The organism is Paenibacillus sp. JT22N15 (assembly GCF_059383755.1).
In genome coordinates, this window is sequence record NZ_JBXENV010000004.1 from 39,981 (window position 1) to 56,651 (window position 16,671).

Below are 16,671 nucleotides of genomic sequence, written 5' to 3' on the forward strand. Positions count from 1 at the left end.
CTTTGGCAAACACTCTCTTAGCAGTCAGTCTGCATTTTCATTTGTACTTCGCTGCTAGGATGAATACGGATCAGCAAAATAAATCTTTATGCCTTGTAGAGCGGTTAAGCGCTCTACAAGGCATACGCTCTAGCCGACCATCCCAATTGATGCAGCAATTCTAGCTGACTTCGCTCTCTTGTGGTAAGATGTTGATAGCTCATGGCTGATACTCCTGTGTAGGGTTTATGTGGTAACTTCATCCTCCACCCCTCCCCAAGACAATATTGAAACTTCAAACCGTATTTTTAATTTTGCTAAATCGTTTAAAACACTGGGCTGTAATTCAAAATACATTTGAGCCAAATCAGATTGTAGATATAACCGAATACAAATATTTTCGAAGGATGTTTCGGAGATATATTTTTCAGATTGCTGTAACTCTGAAACAAGTTTATGCAGAATAGTGTTTGGAGACTCGTTATTTTCAATTTCTATCTTATAACTCCAAACGTCCTTAGGTGCTTTGTATTTTGTCTTGTTGATAGTTTGTCCTTTGAACGTATAATTTGATGGATTGATATTCAATCCTTCGGAAATACTTTCTTTGTTTAGGTTCTCGCCTCTAATTATTAATGAGCAAGCTCCAGAAATAAAACTCAATAGTTACACCCTCCTTATTTTTCGACAAATTGTCTAGCTATCTCCTGAAGTTCTTTCCATGTGAAGTTATCATCCCCACGTTTTCCAACTTCACCTTTCAGATTCAATCGTGAGAAAAGATGAAATATCGAGCAATTCTATGCAATAAATCGAATAAGAAGTGCAGTATCTGATATTATAAACAAAAAGAAACCACACGGAGCTTACACTCGCATGTGGTCGGATTATTTCATGTGAAATTATCTTAGAATATTATAATCAAACACATAATAATGAGAGTGGTAATTTAGCTGAATGTCATTCTATCGATTTCCATATTACCATATACTCTAAAAACCTTTCACCCTGTTCATTTTTTAATGAAAAGCAAAATGTAAGACCTTGCATATTATATTCGTTTTCCATTGAATCATACTCTAAATCTACTATATCTAAATCCTCTAAATCCATTAATGTTGAACCTATGCAAATCTTACTTAAGTATTTCCCTTTATAATCACCAAATACAGTTATCGTTGATAATTCTCCCGTTTTTTTCGATACAAAGAAGTGAATATTATCTATATCTATATTTATTGTATTCGAGCTCTCTGATATGACATAAGGAGATTCAATCACTTCAAGTAATTCCTCCAAACTACTCCCCAATTTATACTTCCCTACTCGCTCGCCTGCAACTATGTCACCGAAATTAACATTCATATTCCCCGACCTTTACTATAAGTATTATTTAACTGCAATGCTGACCGTCATAAGGATGGCTGTATAAAAATGACGAGTAGTATTCGCATTATCGTAGCTATTTCTCCAGTCCGCCATAGTCCCAAATGCCTTCTGTGCGGCGGCAGTCGGAGCAATTGAAACATGTCCGTTACCATCAAAAACGACGCTAAATAACCCCGTTGCAGTAATAGCTTCTGCAGTAGATACCCAACCAGGCAACATCATATTAGTCGACCAAGATAATGCCTTATCATCCTTACCTTTTGCTTGCAATACTCCTTTCCTCATTTTCAGAACATCTCTATGTTCTGCTGTCATACTTTGAGAATCGGTATTGTCATATCTCCTATAAATGAAGGTTACATCATCGTCCATAGATTTAACAAACATTTTTATTATTGACTTTGATGCATTCTTTATGGCACTCCTTGGGTTAGGTATGGAATCAGCAATTGCCTCAACAAAATCATCATTTAGCTTCGCCCTAGTTTGATTAGCTACGTTTATAAAGTGATCTATCCTAAGATTTTGAGCTGCTTGACTTAAATTTGCTTGTAAATCTTTATTGCCTTTGGCCTTATACCAATCAGAAGTAAGTTGCCTTATTTTAGTCTGATCCGATACTGATAATTGATTATCAATACCTTCAATCCAATGACCTAGAGAGTCAACCCAGTTAAGAGGATTATTATGCACATACGTATAAAGGTTTTGACTTAAAGGATTCGTCAGATCCCCTTCATACGAATCCTCATTAATAAACCTTCCCATCCCTGGATCATACCAACGAGCGCGAAGATACTGTAAATCTGTCGTATCATCCCAGTACTCGCCGGAATAACGGAAAGAATTTGTCACACTCTCGGTTGCTTTGAGCGAATTTCCCCAAAGATCATATTCGTATTCATTTAATATTGCACCAGATGTATCTCGTATTGATACTACATCACCATGCCCGTTTTGCGAATAGTATCCTTTTGCTCCTGTAACATTCTCCTGCATGATAAGTCCGTTCCCACGTAAATAACTCACTTTTTCCTTGACTGTCCCATTTGATTGTAAACTACCCTCTGCAATCAAATAATTACCATCATAATAATAACGAGTCGTTACGGCATTTTCCTGCCGCTCCACCATTAGATTATCTCCGTTATAACGATAAGTCACATTCTTCCCATCAGCCTTAACGACTTTCTTTAAGCGGTCTCACTCATCATACTCATAGGAAACATTATCTGTAAGCCCTACTTCACTGTCACTAGATAGAGTTTTCCTATTTCCCCGACTGTCATAGGTGTACGATTCATTTAACTTCGTAGATGTCTTAATACGGTTTAATATATCGTATGTGAAAAGGCTATCCACTTCTGGCTTATCTGAACCCTGCTCATTAATGCTTGTGATGTTGTTGTTCGCATCATACTGGTAACTATAATTAGATGAAATCCCACCATCCATTTTCAACTGCTTCAAGTTCGTCAGTTTTAAATCGGTATAACTATATTCTGTCAATAGCCCATTCGCCTGCTGCTTCCTGGCAAGTTGACCGCCTGCATCATAGGTGTAGCTTTCCTGAACGGCCCCATTCCACGAAACAAGGTTTAGTTGATTGTTATTGGTATAGCTATAAGATGCAGTATCCCCAAATGGTGTGGTTACACTCGCTACTTGACCACGTATATCATAACCATATTCTAGCTTCTTCCCGTCTGGATAGATTACGGAAGCCAACTCCGCTGTATATGGCTTATACGTATATTGAGTCGTCCCCGTGCTATCCGTCATCGTTTTTCGTGAACCATTATCGGTATAAGTAAAGGAAATCGTTTCACTTGGTCCTTGCTTAGACAACAACAAATTTCGGTTAGTATAAGAATATTGAAATACCTTACCTGTTTTATCAATCACTTTGCTTCGATTACCATTGGCATCATAATAGAATTTTTCACTATTCTGCTGTGCATCGGTACTACGAATAACGCGTCCAAGTTCATCATAAGCCTTCGTTTGCACATTTGCATCAGGAAAGATTGTTTTTATCAAATTACCTGCATGATCATATTCATAACGCGTCATTTCATTCTTCGTATTCGTAACCGAAGCAAGCTATCCCAATATTGTATACGTAAACGTCGTAACTTGCTGCTTAGCATCCAACTGCTGCACGATTTGTCCATTAATTGGGTGATACGTGTTTTTAAGCAATGGAGTAATAATTCCTGTCGCTTGTGCCTGTTCTTCTGCTTTCTCCAATCGGCCAAACTTATCATAGGTTTCAATGTTTCTATTGCCTAGTGGATTAGTTGTCATCTTTCTATGCAGGCTATCATCATAAGTTGCTGTCGTTTCTGATCCATTCGGCAAAATAGTTTTGGTTGATCGCTTCCAATTATCAAATTCATAGCGAGTCCGATATCCTAAAGCATCTTCCGACCATTCCACACGTCCATAGGCATCATAATCGTTTCTGGCTTTCATCTCATAACCAGCTTGATTGATTATACCGGATTCTATTTCCCAACCTAAACCATTCCAACTTCTCTGTGTTTGATATCCTCCTTCATCTGTAACAAGCAAGGTATTCCGAACATCATTATATGCCGCCCGCAGCAATTTCCCATCGGGATGAGTGACTTGTTTAATACGCCCAAGTTTATCATACTGATAAGCCGTACGTGCATTTTTCCCATCTGTGGAGGCAATCATCATACCAGTGCCTAAGTCGTACTCCGCTTTCGTCACTATGGTACTCTTTTGATTGCTGGCATCCGTTACCGTCACTCCTTGGCTCGTTGGGAATGCAAATTGATAGGCGCTATCATATGCTACTGTCATTTGCAGCGTCTTATCCCCATAGGAGATCGTACGAAGGGTCACATTACCGTATATCATTATTTTAATATTATTATATAGGGTTGAATGGTCACTATTAAATTTGTGAATCTCCATAAGTTCAAATATATTTTTCAGATGAAGACCGCCCATAAAGGCTGGTCTTCTATTTTTTGAGCAAAAAGAAACCACCTGGAGTTGTTAGACTCACATGTGGAATATTAGTTCAATCCGTTTTACATAAGTTGGATGTGTTATTGGTTGAATAATGGATTAATTCGGCACTGGGTGGGGGTAAAAGAAAGACCTTGAGGATGACATCCCCAAGGTCACTAAGACTATTTTTCCTTTAGTTTGCTTCGAAACATATATTCCGAGTATGCTTCTTGTATCTTTTTTTTGCAAACCTCTCTCCAGAGTTCCTTTAACTCCACATCTTTAATTTCAGAATAAATTTCCGGCTCCATGTCCCCACCAAATCCAATCCAAGCGTCATCCTCTACTTCTCCGTTGTCATCTGAAAAAGCTATTTCATGTGGAGCAGGAGCGTGCCCAACATAAGGACAATTGTTTTTCAAGCAATGATAACCTGGATTTTTAACTCCGTATCTGCAGTACTCAGGAATAGTCCCATGTTCCTCACTCTCAACTAAACCATACAAACAGTGCACTTCAACAATAACATGATTAAATGGAATAACAATCTCCACTCTTTCCTATTTATTATTTCATATGTTTCAAATCAATTTCAGTAATAGTTATTTTACCATTTTCCATTTTGAAGTAAATCCTCGCATTTCCGCGCCCTCCTCCAAAACCTTTGAAATCCGCTGACCATAGCCCTTTTTTATCTGCAGTTAATAGGTGAACATTTAATCCTGAATGGTCTCCGCTTGCTAGCTTTGTTACTATATTATCAAAACTTTCCTGTTGTTTCGCACTTAAACTCTTTAACTGATTAGTTACACTCTTCTCCTCTACAACCGTCATCCAAGAACAATTTGTATTATGAACCCAAATGCCCAAATCCGTTACATAATACGTATGGAAGTCAGCAACCGTAAAGTTGTAAACCGTTACTGGCTTATCCAGTTTAACGAACTCAACCTTATCGATCGTCAGATTGCTTCCGTCTGCCTTTTCGAGTTTATTGCCAACCTGGAGGTCGTCTGCGAAGACCCACCCTTTACCTTCTACCCAAAACGGATGGTTATCTGTCGTTTCGATTATTTGCTTCCCAACATGTAACTTTATAATATCATCACGTTGGTTGCGCTATAAAGCCAATACTTCTTTGTAAGCTAATTCTCCATTAGGGTTATTCTCATCCTTGGCAAGAACCTTATCTCCGACCTCAATGTCTTCGATATTTTTCTCCCCTTCGTTAGTTATAAACTTGATTCAGGGAAGAATGAAGGCGGCAACTGTTTCAGCTACCACCATTATATCTCAACTTGCCAATGGTTCGGGTAAAGAAGCAAGCCTATATTCTGTCTTGTACTTCATCATGCTGTAAAGGATGTTCACAAGCCTTCTCATAATGCAAATGATTGCCTGTTTCTTCTTTTTGCCTTCATTCAATCGCTTCTCATAGTACGCATGGAACAGCGGATTGAGCGGCTTTTTGGACGTTCTAGCGGTCTGCACTTGTCTAACGGCTAGCCCCCACAGAATCTTGTTCAACGCCCTGTTTCCTTGCCGTTGATTGCGGTCTTTACCTCTACCGCCGCTACTCATTTGACTTGGTGTCAGACCTGCATACTTGGCTAGCTTGTCAGCATTCGTAAAGCGGCTTATGTCTCCGATTTCCGCCACGATAGCCGAAGCGGTTATGTTATCAATGCCAGTGAACGTGTTCAGCTTAAAATCTAGCTTCTGCATGATGTCACGTATATTGTCCTCCACGTCATTCATTTCACGTTGAACGTCACGAATTTGGTTCACATGGCTTCGGACAAGGAAATCACGGTATTCTTGACCGTTCCGTTTCGTATTGCCGTCCGCTTGAACACTTTCAAGGATGAGTGTGGCTTTCTTCGTTGAACATACATTATTGCTGTTTTCTCGAAGAAATTTCGTCAGTTCTTCCAATGAAACGCCCTCCAATAGATACGGTGAAGGATATTCATGCCATACGGCTAAGGCTGTTCTCCCATCCACTTCGGAGAAGAATTTGCTGTAACTCGGATAGTTGTAGCTTATTGCGTATGAAGCTGATTCTTGAGCATGACAAGCGTATCTCGTAAGCTGTACCGCCGCATAACCAACTGTTTTAGAATCCAGTAATCATCATGCGGTTGAGCCGTTGGCAACCTGTCCAACTCATCCAGTAACAGCTTGGCAATGTTCTCCGCATCCCAACTGTCATGCTTCTCCGTCATAGCATAGCTTCGACGCTTCCAGTTGGATAAAGCGGCGTTAACCTCTTTGACAAGGAAGTGATTTTCGACCAAATAAACGGCTAATGACCTGCCATAGCCACCCACATCCTCAAGTCCAAAGACAATCGTCATACCGTCCTGCACATGCTTCTTAACTTTGTTTATCACCGCCGGAAATGCCTAAGGCTTTTTCTCGAACTCGATAACTTCTAGCTTCTCATTCCAACAGTTGATAACAACAGCGGTATGCGTCCGCTTATGTAAATCAACGCCAACATAGATAAATTGCTCTTTACGGTGTCTCACTGTTATTGTCCCCTTCGCCCTTATAGCGTTTAGGGAAAAAGAATAGCCGCATCGTCTGTTTAGTATTCGCCCGAAGGCGTACATTGAAGGGTAAGCGTGTCTATTCTTCCTCTTTAAACGCTATAAGACAACGTTATTGATGTTTCATGTCATACGCTAGAAATGCTTTCTCCAAACGCAGATGCAACAATTCCAATCGTACATTCACTTCCAGTTGATGGACGTTCAGTAATACTTCCTCGACCATCGGTCTATGAAACTGATCGCCATACCGAAAGATATGGTCGAGCATGGCACTTTGGCATTGTTCTAATGTTTCCAACTGCTTGTAAAATGTATCTTCCTGTTCGACGTAGCGATTATAAGTCTTCATCTTCTCCATGCCGCCACCGCCTATATAATCGCTTGGTGAAGCCCATCCGCTTGAATATCGCCGTATAGATAAAGTCCTTGGTAGAACGCCTTGCGGTCAAGGATTCGTTTGACCTGTACTTTCGTAAACTTCTTGCCTTGAGCCGTAGTAAAACGGTCATAGTTCATCTGATATGCCAATTGGGATAATGACCAATCAGGGAATAATTCCTTTAGTTCAAATACTCGTTGTACGGCTAATGCTTCATCGAGATTAATTTCAATTGCCTTGTGTCCTTTACTAGCTTTGTAGCCAAATGCCGCTCGTCCACCTGCATAGCCGCCCTGCTGTGCCTTTTTGTTACGCCCTCGACTTAGCTTCATCGAGATTTCCAAGCGTTGGTACGCATCAAGCAGTTCCATAAGACCATTGATTAGAAAATCGCTTGGGTCTTTCTTGTAGATGCTGTAAGTCGGTTGTTCGATGCTTTTCACGTCCACGCCGTGCTTCTTAAACTCCCGATGAACAAGAACCTTCACGATGTCAGACCGCCATAAACGGCTTGTATTGAGGACGACGACTGCATCCACATTCATGGGCGACAATAGCGCTTAACATCGTTTGAAAGCCAATTCTGTCCACCTCAAGCGCATCCTCGTCAATCTTTGCCCCACTAATTCCTTCATCCGTAAAGATGTCCTGCAAGTACCATTCTTGCTTTCACAGTAGGAACGGATTTCGTCTTGCTGATAGGACAAGCTGTAACCGTCTTTCGCTTGTCCGCTTGTTGAAACTCTGACATACCCGATGACTTTCATACTGTTTCCTCCCCCACCGTTACGATAACTTTGATTATTGTAACGGTATTCCGATATTGAAACAATTATATATCGCAATACCGATATAATCAACCTTATTTTATTGAATCTCACTCTGTAACGGTATATAGTTATAGAAACACTACTGGAGGAAATTTTATATGCCTGTACGACTACGGTTGAAAGAAATCCTTGAGGAAAAAGGACTGTCTCAAAGGGAATTGGCTCGGCTAATGAATGTCCGTCCAAATACTATTAGCCATCTCTGCTCCGATAAAGTTAATGCCGCTTATTTTGATACACTGGAGCAACTATGCAAAACACTCAACATTCAACTACACGAACTGATTGTTATGGAGGATGACTAGTCTTACTATGCGACAGGGACTTTATTAATTCCGCCGCCCAAAATCGCACATGGAATGGTTGTTGCTTCCTCCCACTGTTCTGCCGCTACCGTATCGAAGTCGAGAACCTTACGTTTGTTCATCTCTGCTTTTATCTGACTCCGATAATAGTAAGTCACGTCCTTCTGCTCCAGTTCACCACGCATCATGCCTTGAACCTGCCGCAACAACTTTGGCTTTACTTGTTCAAGTTCAGTTGCATGGGCGCATAGATATAACCTACCGAACTCAGGTGAATGCTGAACAAGCTTGTCCATCGGTATCTTGTCATCCGGCTTATACACGATTTCAAACCTCGTTAATTCTCCTTTAATGGCTATTCCTCGCCTTTGTAACAGTTCCAACCTTTTGTCATACACCCTGCAATATCCGGCAACTTGCCGTTGATAACGCTCGTTTGAGTAATACGTTCCTTCTCTTTTCTTCATGTTCCGCCCAGTCAACGACAGAACGAACAGTTCAGATAAAGACAGAGGGATGTCAAAGGCCACCTCGGAACGAACATGCAGAATGTCTGTCGCATGATCTCCAATCTCAGAAATCCACGAACGAAAGTGAATGAGCGATTCCGGCGGACATTCTAGCCGAAGCGTATGCTTCCTTGCCATTTTTGCATAGACGAGCTGATAAGAAAGATGCACCCAATATCTGCCTTCCCTCACTCTTACATGATACTTAAATCCTCTATCTTTCACGTAGAATGCGGCATTGCAGTAATGACATAGTCTTTGACGAAGTGGATTAAAGAACGTCCACTGTACATTCATAAAATCCACAACAATACGGTCTATTGATACTTTCACGCCTTCCATGTTCAGCCCCCATCGGAAATTTTTAATGAATTTCCGTCTATAATTAGAGGGCAAGGCGGCTAGCCTGAACGTTACCTTACCTGTATATGTAAACTGGTCGTCACCAAATTGCTTTTGCACAGTAACTATCGGAGTAAATGGACAAATCGTTGCAGATGAAAATCCTCGAATTTCCTTACCCTCGCTATAGTGGTCGAGTTCTCTCATTGCAGAGTTGCGGCTTAATCGGTAAAACAGCAAGGATTTCTTACATTTTCATTGGATTTTGAGAAAGCTGTGAGAAAACAAAGGTAAGGTTTTGACATTCAAATACGGTGGTATCTGACGATTTTAAGGCTATAACGGGAATGCAGATTTAGACAAAGGGGTTATATTATCAAGCATTTTGTGTGTGCGTACAGTTGTTTCGGAGAAATATCATACGGAGGTGATGAGGGTTAAGTTCTTCCTGTATATGCCACCCGATTCACTCGGCACTGGGTGGGGGCAAAAGAAAGACCTTAAGGGTTGCCGCCCTTAAGGTCTTCAGATTAGCTATTCTATTAATAAGACCTCGAATCTCTTTTTAATCTCATCCAATGAATTAGCAAGAAACAAATCCTTATTTGTAAAACCTAAATAATAATCGTAATCTTCCTCATCAATAGAAGAATAATATTCCTGATGAAATAACACAGTAGAATATTGTTCAAATATTGCCCCCTTCTTAATAACAATACATCTAAATAAGTTATCAATTTTGATTGCTTGAATTATATCTTCTTTTTGTAATACCGAAAACCATATGATTTTCGGCGGTGTTTGATTGGGTTCATCCCAATGTGGTGGAGTTTCACTCCATGGTAATACCCATTCAGAATTCTCAAAAACACATCTCTTCCAGATAAAATCCTGTGTACTTGCGTCAAATAACTCCATATTCCTTTCATAAAAGGAAAACAATAATATCGAATCATTTACGGTGAGTAAACTTAACAAGTCTGCAATTTGTTCTGTTGACATATTGTGCTTAATCACACCATAAGTTCTTTTAAGATTTATTTCCAAATTCATCATCCTATTCATTTGAAATAATAATGTTGCGATGCGGTTTGACCTGTCTTAGGGTCAATATATTGAAAATGCGTTGGAGTAAATTTGCTAGGATCATTATAGTCCTTTTGGAAATAATGAATCTCGCCGATCTTTTTACCGTTGCTATCAAACACATCCGTTTTTAATATATCGGTTCTATATTGCTTTCCTTCTTTATAACCCTTATCTTTCAACCAGTCTTTTTGAGTCCCTGCAAAAGTCCATTTCTTGTAACTACTTACATCGACAACCTCACAACCCGTATTATGCACCCAAATGCCCAAATCCGTCACATAATACGTATGGAAGTCCGCAACCGTAAAGTTGTAAACCGTAACTGGCTCATTCAGTTTAATGAACTCAATTTTATCAATCGTCAGGCTGCTTCCATCAGCTTTTTGGAGTTTATCACCTACTTGAAGTTCATCAGCGAACATCCAACCCTTACCTTCCACCCAAAACGGATGGTTATCTGTTGTTTCGATGACTTGCTCCCCGACGTGCAACTTAATAATATCATCACGTTGGTTACGAAATAAAGCAGTGACTTCCTTGTAAGCTGTTTTTCCATTAGGGTTATTTTCATCCTTGGCAAGAACCTTATCTCCGACCTCAATGTCTTCGATATTTTTCTCCCCTTCATCTGTTAATACCTTTGTTCCGGATGTAAAACAATTACAACCTTTATTTTTGTTATTTTTACCTGTTTTACCAAATCTGCCTATTGTAACGCCTGCTATGAAGTATTCCAGTGCCATACCATTTTTAAAAACTTCGGAAAATGCAGAACTTTTTAATATTTGCTGCAGCTCTGCAGGAGCATTCCGGTAAACAGCGTCTCCATAAGTACTCCAATCATTGTATATAGATCCCATTTGAGTTTCTGTGTAATAATTATATGTTCTCAATGGTCCCATGAAGTTTTTCCCGTTTTTTACTGATTTTCCGTTGTTTTGGTAGTCGGGACTCTCTTTTGAAGAAGAACTGTTACACGAACCTGGATGAGACCACGTCTTATCTTTAGATTCACACCAATTCCCCGTAGGATCAAAATATATTAAAGGGTTATTATGCACATAAGTATAGAGATTCTGACTTAATGGGCTGGATAACTGCCCTTCATACGTATCCTCATTAATAAACCTTCCCATCCCTGGATCATACCAACGAGCACGAAGATACTGTAAGTCTGTTGTATCATCCCAATACTCGCCGGAATAACGGAAAGAATTGGCTACACTCTCGGTCGCCTTGACCGAATTTCCCCAAATATCATATTCGTATTCATTTAATATAGCACCTATTGTATCCCGTATTGAAATGATATCACCATGACCATTTTGCGAGTAGTATCCTTTGGTTCCTGTCGAATTTTCCTGCATAACCAGGCTATTTCCACGCAAATAGCTCACTTTTTCCCTAACGGTTCCATCGGATTGTACGATACCTTCCGCAATTATTTGATCACCGTAATAATAATAGCGAGTCGTTACGCCATTCGCCTGTCGCTCCACCATCAAGTTATCTCCGTTATAACGATACGTTACATTGTTCCCATCGGCTTTAACGACTTTCTTTAGGCGATCCCGCTCATCATACTCATAGGATAGATTATCTGTAGGCCCTGCCTCATTATCACTTGATAACGTATTCCTATTCCCCCGATTGTCATAGGAATAAGACTCATTGAATGGAGTAGCTGTCTCGATTCGATCCAATACATCATACGTGAACAGTTTATCAACCTCTGATTGATCGTTATTCTGTTCATTAATACTCGTAATATTGTTGCTCACATCATATTGGTAACTATAATTTAATGTTATACCACCGTCCAATTTCAACTGCTTCAAGTTCGTTAGGTTTAAATCGGTATAACTATATTCAGTCAATAGCCCATTCGCCTGCTGCTTCATTGCAAGCTGACCACCTGCATCATAGGTATAGCTTTCCTGAACAGAACCATTCCACATAACATTATTTAGTTGACTGTTCTTAGTGTAGCTATAAGCTGCAGTATCCCCAAATGGTGTCGTTACACTTGCTATTTGACCTCGTATATCATAACCGTATTCAATCTTCTTACCGTCTGGATAGATAACGGAAGCCAGCTCCGCAGTATATGGCTTATAAGTATATTGAGTTGTCCCCATGCTATCCTTCATCGTTTTTCGTGAACCGTTATCGGTATACGTAAAGGAAATGGTTTCACTCGGTCCTTGCTTCGACAACAACAAGTTACGGTTACTATAAGTATACTGGAATACCTGACCTGTTTTATCAATCAATTTGCTTCGATTACCATTGGCATCATAGTAGATTTTTTCACTATTTTGCTGTGCATCCGTGCTGCGAATAACGCGTCCAAGTTCATCATAACCCTTCGTTTGCACATTCGCATCAGGAAAAATGGTTTTCGTCAGATTACCTGCCTGATCATATTCATAATGCGTCATTTCATTTTTCGCATTCGTAACGGAAGCTAGCTGTCCTAGCATGGTGTACGTAAACGTCGTAGCTTGCTGCTTTGCATTCAGTTGCTGCACAATTTGTCCATTAACCGGGTGATACGTATTTTTAATGATTGGGGTAAGGATTCCTGTCGCTTGGGCCTGTTCTTCTACTTTTTCCAATCGGCCAAACTTATCATAGGTTTCGATATTCTTATAACCAAGTGGGTCACTTGTTATCTGCTTACGCAAACGATCATCGTAGTTTACTACAATTTCTGAACCATTCGGTAAAATCGTTTTGGTTGATCGCTTCCAATTGTCATATTCATAGCGAGCCCGGTTTCCTAAAGCATCCTCCGACCATTCCACACGCCCGTAGGCATCATAATCGTTTCTGGCTTTCATTTCATAGCCAGATTGATTGATTATACCTGATTCTACTTCCCATCCTAGACCATTCCAGCTTGTCTGTGTTTGATATCCTCCCTCATCTGTAACAAGCAGAGTATTCTGAACATCATTATACGCCGCTCTCAGCAATTTACCATCAGGATGCGTAACTTGCTTAATACGGCCCAGTTTGTCATACTGATAAGCCGTACGTGCATTTTTCCCATCTGTGGAAGCAGTCATCATACCCGTGCTAAAGTCATACTCCGCTTTCGTCACTATGGTGCTCTTCTGATTGTCAGCATCTGTCACCACCACTGCTTGGCTAGTAGGAAATGCAAATTGATAGGCACTGTCATAGGCTACCGTCATTTGTAGTGTCTTATTCCCATAAGAAATTGTACGGAAGGTCACATTACCATATGCATCGATATTTTTGTTGTTAATCTGCTGGATAACTTCTCCAGACGCATTATTTTTACGTATTGTGGTTTCAATGATATCCCCTTGCGCATTACGACCAAAGGAAGTGTACAAGAAAGTACCCGTATCAACAGGCGTCGTCTCGCTGACTTGCCATTTTTTCACACTGTCATAGCCGTACGTAGTAGTTAATCCCGCCGCATCCGTTGCTTGCAGCACATTACCATAATCATCATACTGAGCGCTCATGATTAACGTAGAACTAGACATATTATCACTTAAAACGGTTTTTGTTGGAACTGGGACTGGGTAACTTCGACTACCAACATTTTTGCCATACGTATACGCCGTTGTCTTCTGGAGAGTCCCACCCTTGTCCACCTGCTGCTCCAGGTAATACATTGCCCCGGTAGCTTCATCAATATAATCCTTCTTATAGTTAAAGGTCGTTTGCGTCAATCCAAAATCAATTTGTGTGGAGAAGGACATGTCCTGTCCATAAGGACCGCTGAAATCATTTGTATAGAACATAGACTGTCTATTAAAAATCTCGGTTGTTCCATTTTCATAGGTCAGCTTGTCCCGACGCTCTGACACGCGATAAGCCTGATTGGTCGAGCTTTCACCCAAATAACGAGTCACTGCACTCGGCTCATATACATATTCACTCAATGCGCCTGTCGGATGCTGCACACTCGTTAACAAAGCATACGGATTTGATCGTGCCCGCTCTGGATATGCGCCCATTAGATTAAACTTCGCTTCACTTAAACTATAAGAATAGGATGTTTTTCTTCCTTCTGCATCGGTTACGGAATCCAGCAATTCTATGCCTGAGGCGGCATCTTTACGCTTCTGGTAAGTTACGCTTTGGTTTCCTTTTGTCACTACAACTTCGGATGCACTATAGGAGATTGTAATGGTGTTTCCAATCGCATCCTTGATTTGCGAGAGCAGCCTACGTCCATAAGCAGCATCTTGAGCATACAAAAACTGAAGTGTATTTCCATAGGCATCCGAAATCCGAATTAGCCTTCCATCCACAGTAAAATGCTGTTTCATCGTGCCATCCACGGTCGTTACGACATACTGTGACGTTTCGCCGTTGACTTGTACCGTCGTATCCGTTGCAAACGAAACACCTTCCCAATCCATTCCCTTAATCGTATTACCCACAACTTCATAACGTCCGCCATCTGCCGGATAAAAATATTGCTTATTGTTCGCTGTCACTATATGTGGCAATCGCCATGACCAGCCTTTTCCAATTGGATACCACTGTTCATTTAATGGCTTTGAAATATCATTGAAATAAGATACCGTTGTATAAGAACCAACTTGGTAACTCATAACAGTCGCTTGAGGAGAATAGGAGATATAGTAATTATATCCACCTTCACTTTTATAATGAATTCCCGTGCTGCTGTTAACGGTATTTCTGAACTGCGTTGCATCTGTGCTACTTTCAAATAAATCAGTAGTTTGTGGAACCTCCCTACCAGCACCCTCATATAACTCTATATCTACATATAAGTCTCCCTTAGGGGCATACGCATATCTCCATCTTTTACTTCCATTAGGCATCCAACCGCTAAAGTTTGTATTACTAACATAGCTCGGCTTCGTTACTGTACCTCTATAGTTCTGCTCCCAAGTTCTCGTATCAGAACCAGGTTTCGTTACGGTACCCGAATAATTAGCCCGAAACTGTTTTGTACAAACATAATTTTTTGTCCCATTAGTTGGGCAGCTTTTAATAATATCTGGTGGACCCGACAATCTATATAGCGTGCCTTTAAAGCCGCCACTATCATAGATTTTATAATTTGGGCAATCCACACCTGATGAAGTAGCTTGCCAAACCCCATTATTATTATATACACCCGGAATATTGTTATAGCATTCCGCCTTTTCTATTCGAGAAGCAGCAAACGTTTCGCTTCCTGAAATTGCAGTAGCACTTCCAGTAGGATACAGAGTCCCACTATACCCATTTTGATTATAAAGAATATACGTATTTGCAAAATTATTTGTTGTGCTCGTCTTTTTTGCTGTCTCAGTACGTGAATCTGCTGGTATCGTATAACTAATTCCAGCTGTCTTTACTTGATTGGCCTGTGCCTGATCTGCATAGGTTCCTTTCGTCTTAATTTCTGTTCTCATCACTTCCGTATTTAAATCCGGTATTCCATCCCCATTATTATCTTCTTGCACCCATGTTTTCTCCACATATCTCACATGATATTGGGTAAGCAGTTGTTTGCGTGTGGCATTAAATTGGACATAGTATTTATATACACCTTGATTATAATAATTCGCCCCAAACTCTGGTTCATAGAACTGAGAATCATTTGAATCATATTGCCGAGTTAAAGCAAACGACAATCCGTTTCTGCCAGGCAGCGTCATATCTGCTTGGTTCAAGGAAAGGCTGCCCGACAAACTGGAAATGGATTCATTATTCCCACCTACGCTATAAGGCGCCTCATTCATTGAAGTTTTAGAATAAACAGGTGGCTTTTCCATAACAGGTGCAGGGGTATCGGCTAAGGCTTGCATCGCCATTAAGTTGCCTTTTTCAGAAGCACTATTTTTCCCAGCACCAAAATCTTCTTCGTACACACTATCTGTGACCGCAGCATCAGGATCGTAAACACTTCCAGCTACAGATGATTCGCTGAGATCTACCACTGTCGTATTTCTAAAAACAGGATCAATTAAATCGTCGTATACACTTCCTGTAACGGTAGAGGATACGTTTACCTCTGCTGGATACATGGCTTGAACAGCTTCCTCGTAAGAAATACTTTCAAGCTCCGCCTTAAATAGCGCTGAATATACTTGGCTAAGCGTAAAACCAGCATCCAACTGTTGCTGTACAAAAGATTCCGTTACAGCAAATCGGTCTATTACGGTTTGCATTGTAAAATCAATATTCTCTTCTTGCTCTTGCGCGCTTACGGTCTGTCTTTCATAGCCGCCTACGGTTCCTACTAAGAACGAAAGAATAAGTATGATGGCTAGGTTGCGCATCAAATGCTGGAATTTCAACGATGAT

13 protein-coding genes and 2 pseudogenes are annotated in these 16,671 nt (G+C 40.4%); 1 reads left to right on the forward strand and 14 read right to left on the reverse strand.

The genetic code is table 11. From position 1 onward, the window contains the following. Positions 1–225 precede the first annotated feature (225 nt). From AC50X8_RS08740 to AC50X8_RS08790, 11 genes and pseudogenes are all read right to left on the reverse strand, one after another. On the reverse strand, positions 226–642 hold the full coding sequence (locus AC50X8_RS08740) for a DUF4279 domain-containing protein (RefSeq protein WP_494862963.1): 417 nt from the start codon (positions 640–642) through the stop codon (positions 226–228). A 297-nt stretch (positions 643–939) separates the two neighbouring features. Then, positions 940–1,344, reverse strand: a complete 405-nt coding sequence (locus AC50X8_RS08745) for a hypothetical protein (protein WP_494862965.1) — start codon at positions 1,342–1,344, stop codon at positions 940–942. 24 nt (positions 1,345–1,368) lie between these two features. After that, positions 1,369–2,502, reverse strand: coding sequence for an RHS repeat-associated core domain-containing protein (locus AC50X8_RS08750; RefSeq protein ID WP_494879361.1), 1,134 nt, complete (start codon positions 2,500–2,502; stop codon positions 1,369–1,371). A gap of 69 nt (positions 2,503–2,571) precedes the next feature. Then, the gene (locus tag AC50X8_RS08755) at positions 2,572–3,441 is read right to left on the reverse strand and encodes a hypothetical protein (RefSeq protein WP_494879362.1); all 870 of its coding nucleotides are present in this window, start codon (positions 3,439–3,441) and stop codon (positions 2,572–2,574) included. Positions 3,442–3,471: 30 nt separating this feature from the next. Then, complete coding sequence (locus AC50X8_RS08760; protein WP_494879364.1) at positions 3,472–4,350, reverse strand: hypothetical protein; 879 nt, start codon at positions 4,348–4,350, stop codon at positions 3,472–3,474. 185 nt (positions 4,351–4,535) lie between these two features. Beyond that, positions 4,536–4,907 (reverse strand): hypothetical protein, encoded by a 372-nt coding sequence (locus tag AC50X8_RS08765; protein WP_494862972.1) that lies wholly within the window; start codon positions 4,905–4,907, stop codon positions 4,536–4,538. Positions 4,908–4,920: 13 nt separating this feature from the next. Next, positions 4,921–5,187, reverse strand: a complete 267-nt coding sequence (locus AC50X8_RS08770; RefSeq protein ID WP_494879366.1) for a hypothetical protein — start codon at positions 5,185–5,187, stop codon at positions 4,921–4,923. 27 nt (positions 5,188–5,214) lie between these two features. Continuing rightward, positions 5,215–5,454, reverse strand: a pseudogene (locus tag AC50X8_RS08775) (polymorphic toxin-type HINT domain-containing protein); the annotation flags it as partial. 192 nt (positions 5,455–5,646) lie between these two features. Then, positions 5,647–6,884 (reverse strand): annotated as a pseudogene (locus AC50X8_RS08780) (IS110 family RNA-guided transposase). Positions 6,885–7,017: 133 nt separating this feature from the next. Further along, complete coding sequence (locus AC50X8_RS08785) at positions 7,018–7,266, reverse strand: hypothetical protein (protein ID WP_494879368.1); 249 nt, start codon at positions 7,264–7,266, stop codon at positions 7,018–7,020. An 11-nt stretch (positions 7,267–7,277) separates the two neighbouring features. Then, positions 7,278–7,832: a recombinase family protein gene (locus AC50X8_RS08790; RefSeq protein ID WP_494879369.1), complete on the reverse strand. Its 555-nt coding sequence runs from the start codon at positions 7,830–7,832 to the stop codon at positions 7,278–7,280. A gap of 383 nt (positions 7,833–8,215) precedes the next feature. On the opposite strand from AC50X8_RS08790, the gene AC50X8_RS08795 reads away from it, so the two are divergent. Next, on the forward strand, positions 8,216–8,422 hold the full coding sequence (locus tag AC50X8_RS08795) for a helix-turn-helix domain-containing protein (protein ID WP_494879371.1): 207 nt from the start codon (positions 8,216–8,218) through the stop codon (positions 8,420–8,422). Between the two features lie 5 nt (positions 8,423–8,427). Here the strand turns inward: AC50X8_RS08795 and AC50X8_RS08800 are convergent, their stop codons facing one another. The 3 genes from AC50X8_RS08800 to AC50X8_RS08810 all read right to left on the reverse strand — a co-directional run bounded on the left by AC50X8_RS08800 (position 8,428) and on the right by AC50X8_RS08810 (position 16,664). Beyond that, positions 8,428–9,480: a replication initiation factor family protein gene (locus AC50X8_RS08800; RefSeq protein WP_494879373.1), complete on the reverse strand. Its 1,053-nt coding sequence runs from the start codon at positions 9,478–9,480 to the stop codon at positions 8,428–8,430. Between the two features lie 327 nt (positions 9,481–9,807). Then, positions 9,808–10,338 carry a hypothetical protein gene (locus AC50X8_RS08805; protein ID WP_494879374.1) on the reverse strand — a complete coding sequence of 177 codons (531 nt, stop codon included), beginning with the start codon at positions 10,336–10,338 and terminating at the stop codon, positions 9,808–9,810. Beyond that, on the reverse strand, positions 10,335–16,664 hold the full coding sequence (locus tag AC50X8_RS08810) for a polymorphic toxin-type HINT domain-containing protein (RefSeq protein WP_494879376.1): 6,330 nt from the start codon (positions 16,662–16,664) through the stop codon (positions 10,335–10,337). Before AC50X8_RS08810 ends, AC50X8_RS08805 begins: the two co-directional genes overlap by 4 nt. Positions 16,665–16,671: the final 7 nt, after the last annotated feature.

Excerpts from the sequence above, each read along its gene's own strand:
- AC50X8_RS08760 (WP_494879364.1), bottom strand. The coding sequence starts at position 4,350 with ATGGGCGGTCTTCATCTGAAAAATATATTTGAACTTATGGAGATTCAC.
- AC50X8_RS08790 (WP_494879369.1), bottom strand. The coding sequence starts at position 7,832 with ATGAATGTGGATGCAGTCGTCGTCCTCAATACAAGCCGTTTATGGCGG.
- AC50X8_RS08800 (WP_494879373.1), bottom strand. The coding sequence starts at position 9,480 with ATGAGAGAACTCGACCACTATAGCGAGGGTAAGGAAATTCGAGGATTT.
- AC50X8_RS08785 (WP_494879368.1), bottom strand. The coding sequence starts at position 7,266 with ATGGAGAAGATGAAGACTTATAATCGCTACGTCGAACAGGAAGATACA.
- AC50X8_RS08755 (WP_494879362.1), bottom strand. The coding sequence starts at position 3,441 with ATGACGCGTTATGAATATGATCATGCAGGTAATTTGATAAAAACAATC.
- AC50X8_RS08795 (WP_494879371.1), top strand. The coding sequence starts at position 8,216 with ATGCCTGTACGACTACGGTTGAAAGAAATCCTTGAGGAAAAAGGACTG.
- AC50X8_RS08805 (WP_494879374.1), bottom strand. The coding sequence starts at position 10,338 with ATGAATAGGATGATGAATTTGGAAATAAATCTTAAAAGAACTTATGGT.
- AC50X8_RS08745 (WP_494862965.1), bottom strand. The coding sequence starts at position 1,344 with ATGAATGTTAATTTCGGTGACATAGTTGCAGGCGAGCGAGTAGGGAAG.
- AC50X8_RS08770 (WP_494879366.1), bottom strand. The coding sequence starts at position 5,187 with ATGACGGTTGTAGAGGAGAAGAGTGTAACTAATCAGTTAAAGAGTTTA.
- AC50X8_RS08750 (WP_494879361.1), bottom strand. The coding sequence starts at position 2,502 with ATGGTGGAGCGGCAGGAAAATGCCGTAACGACTCGTTATTATTATGAT.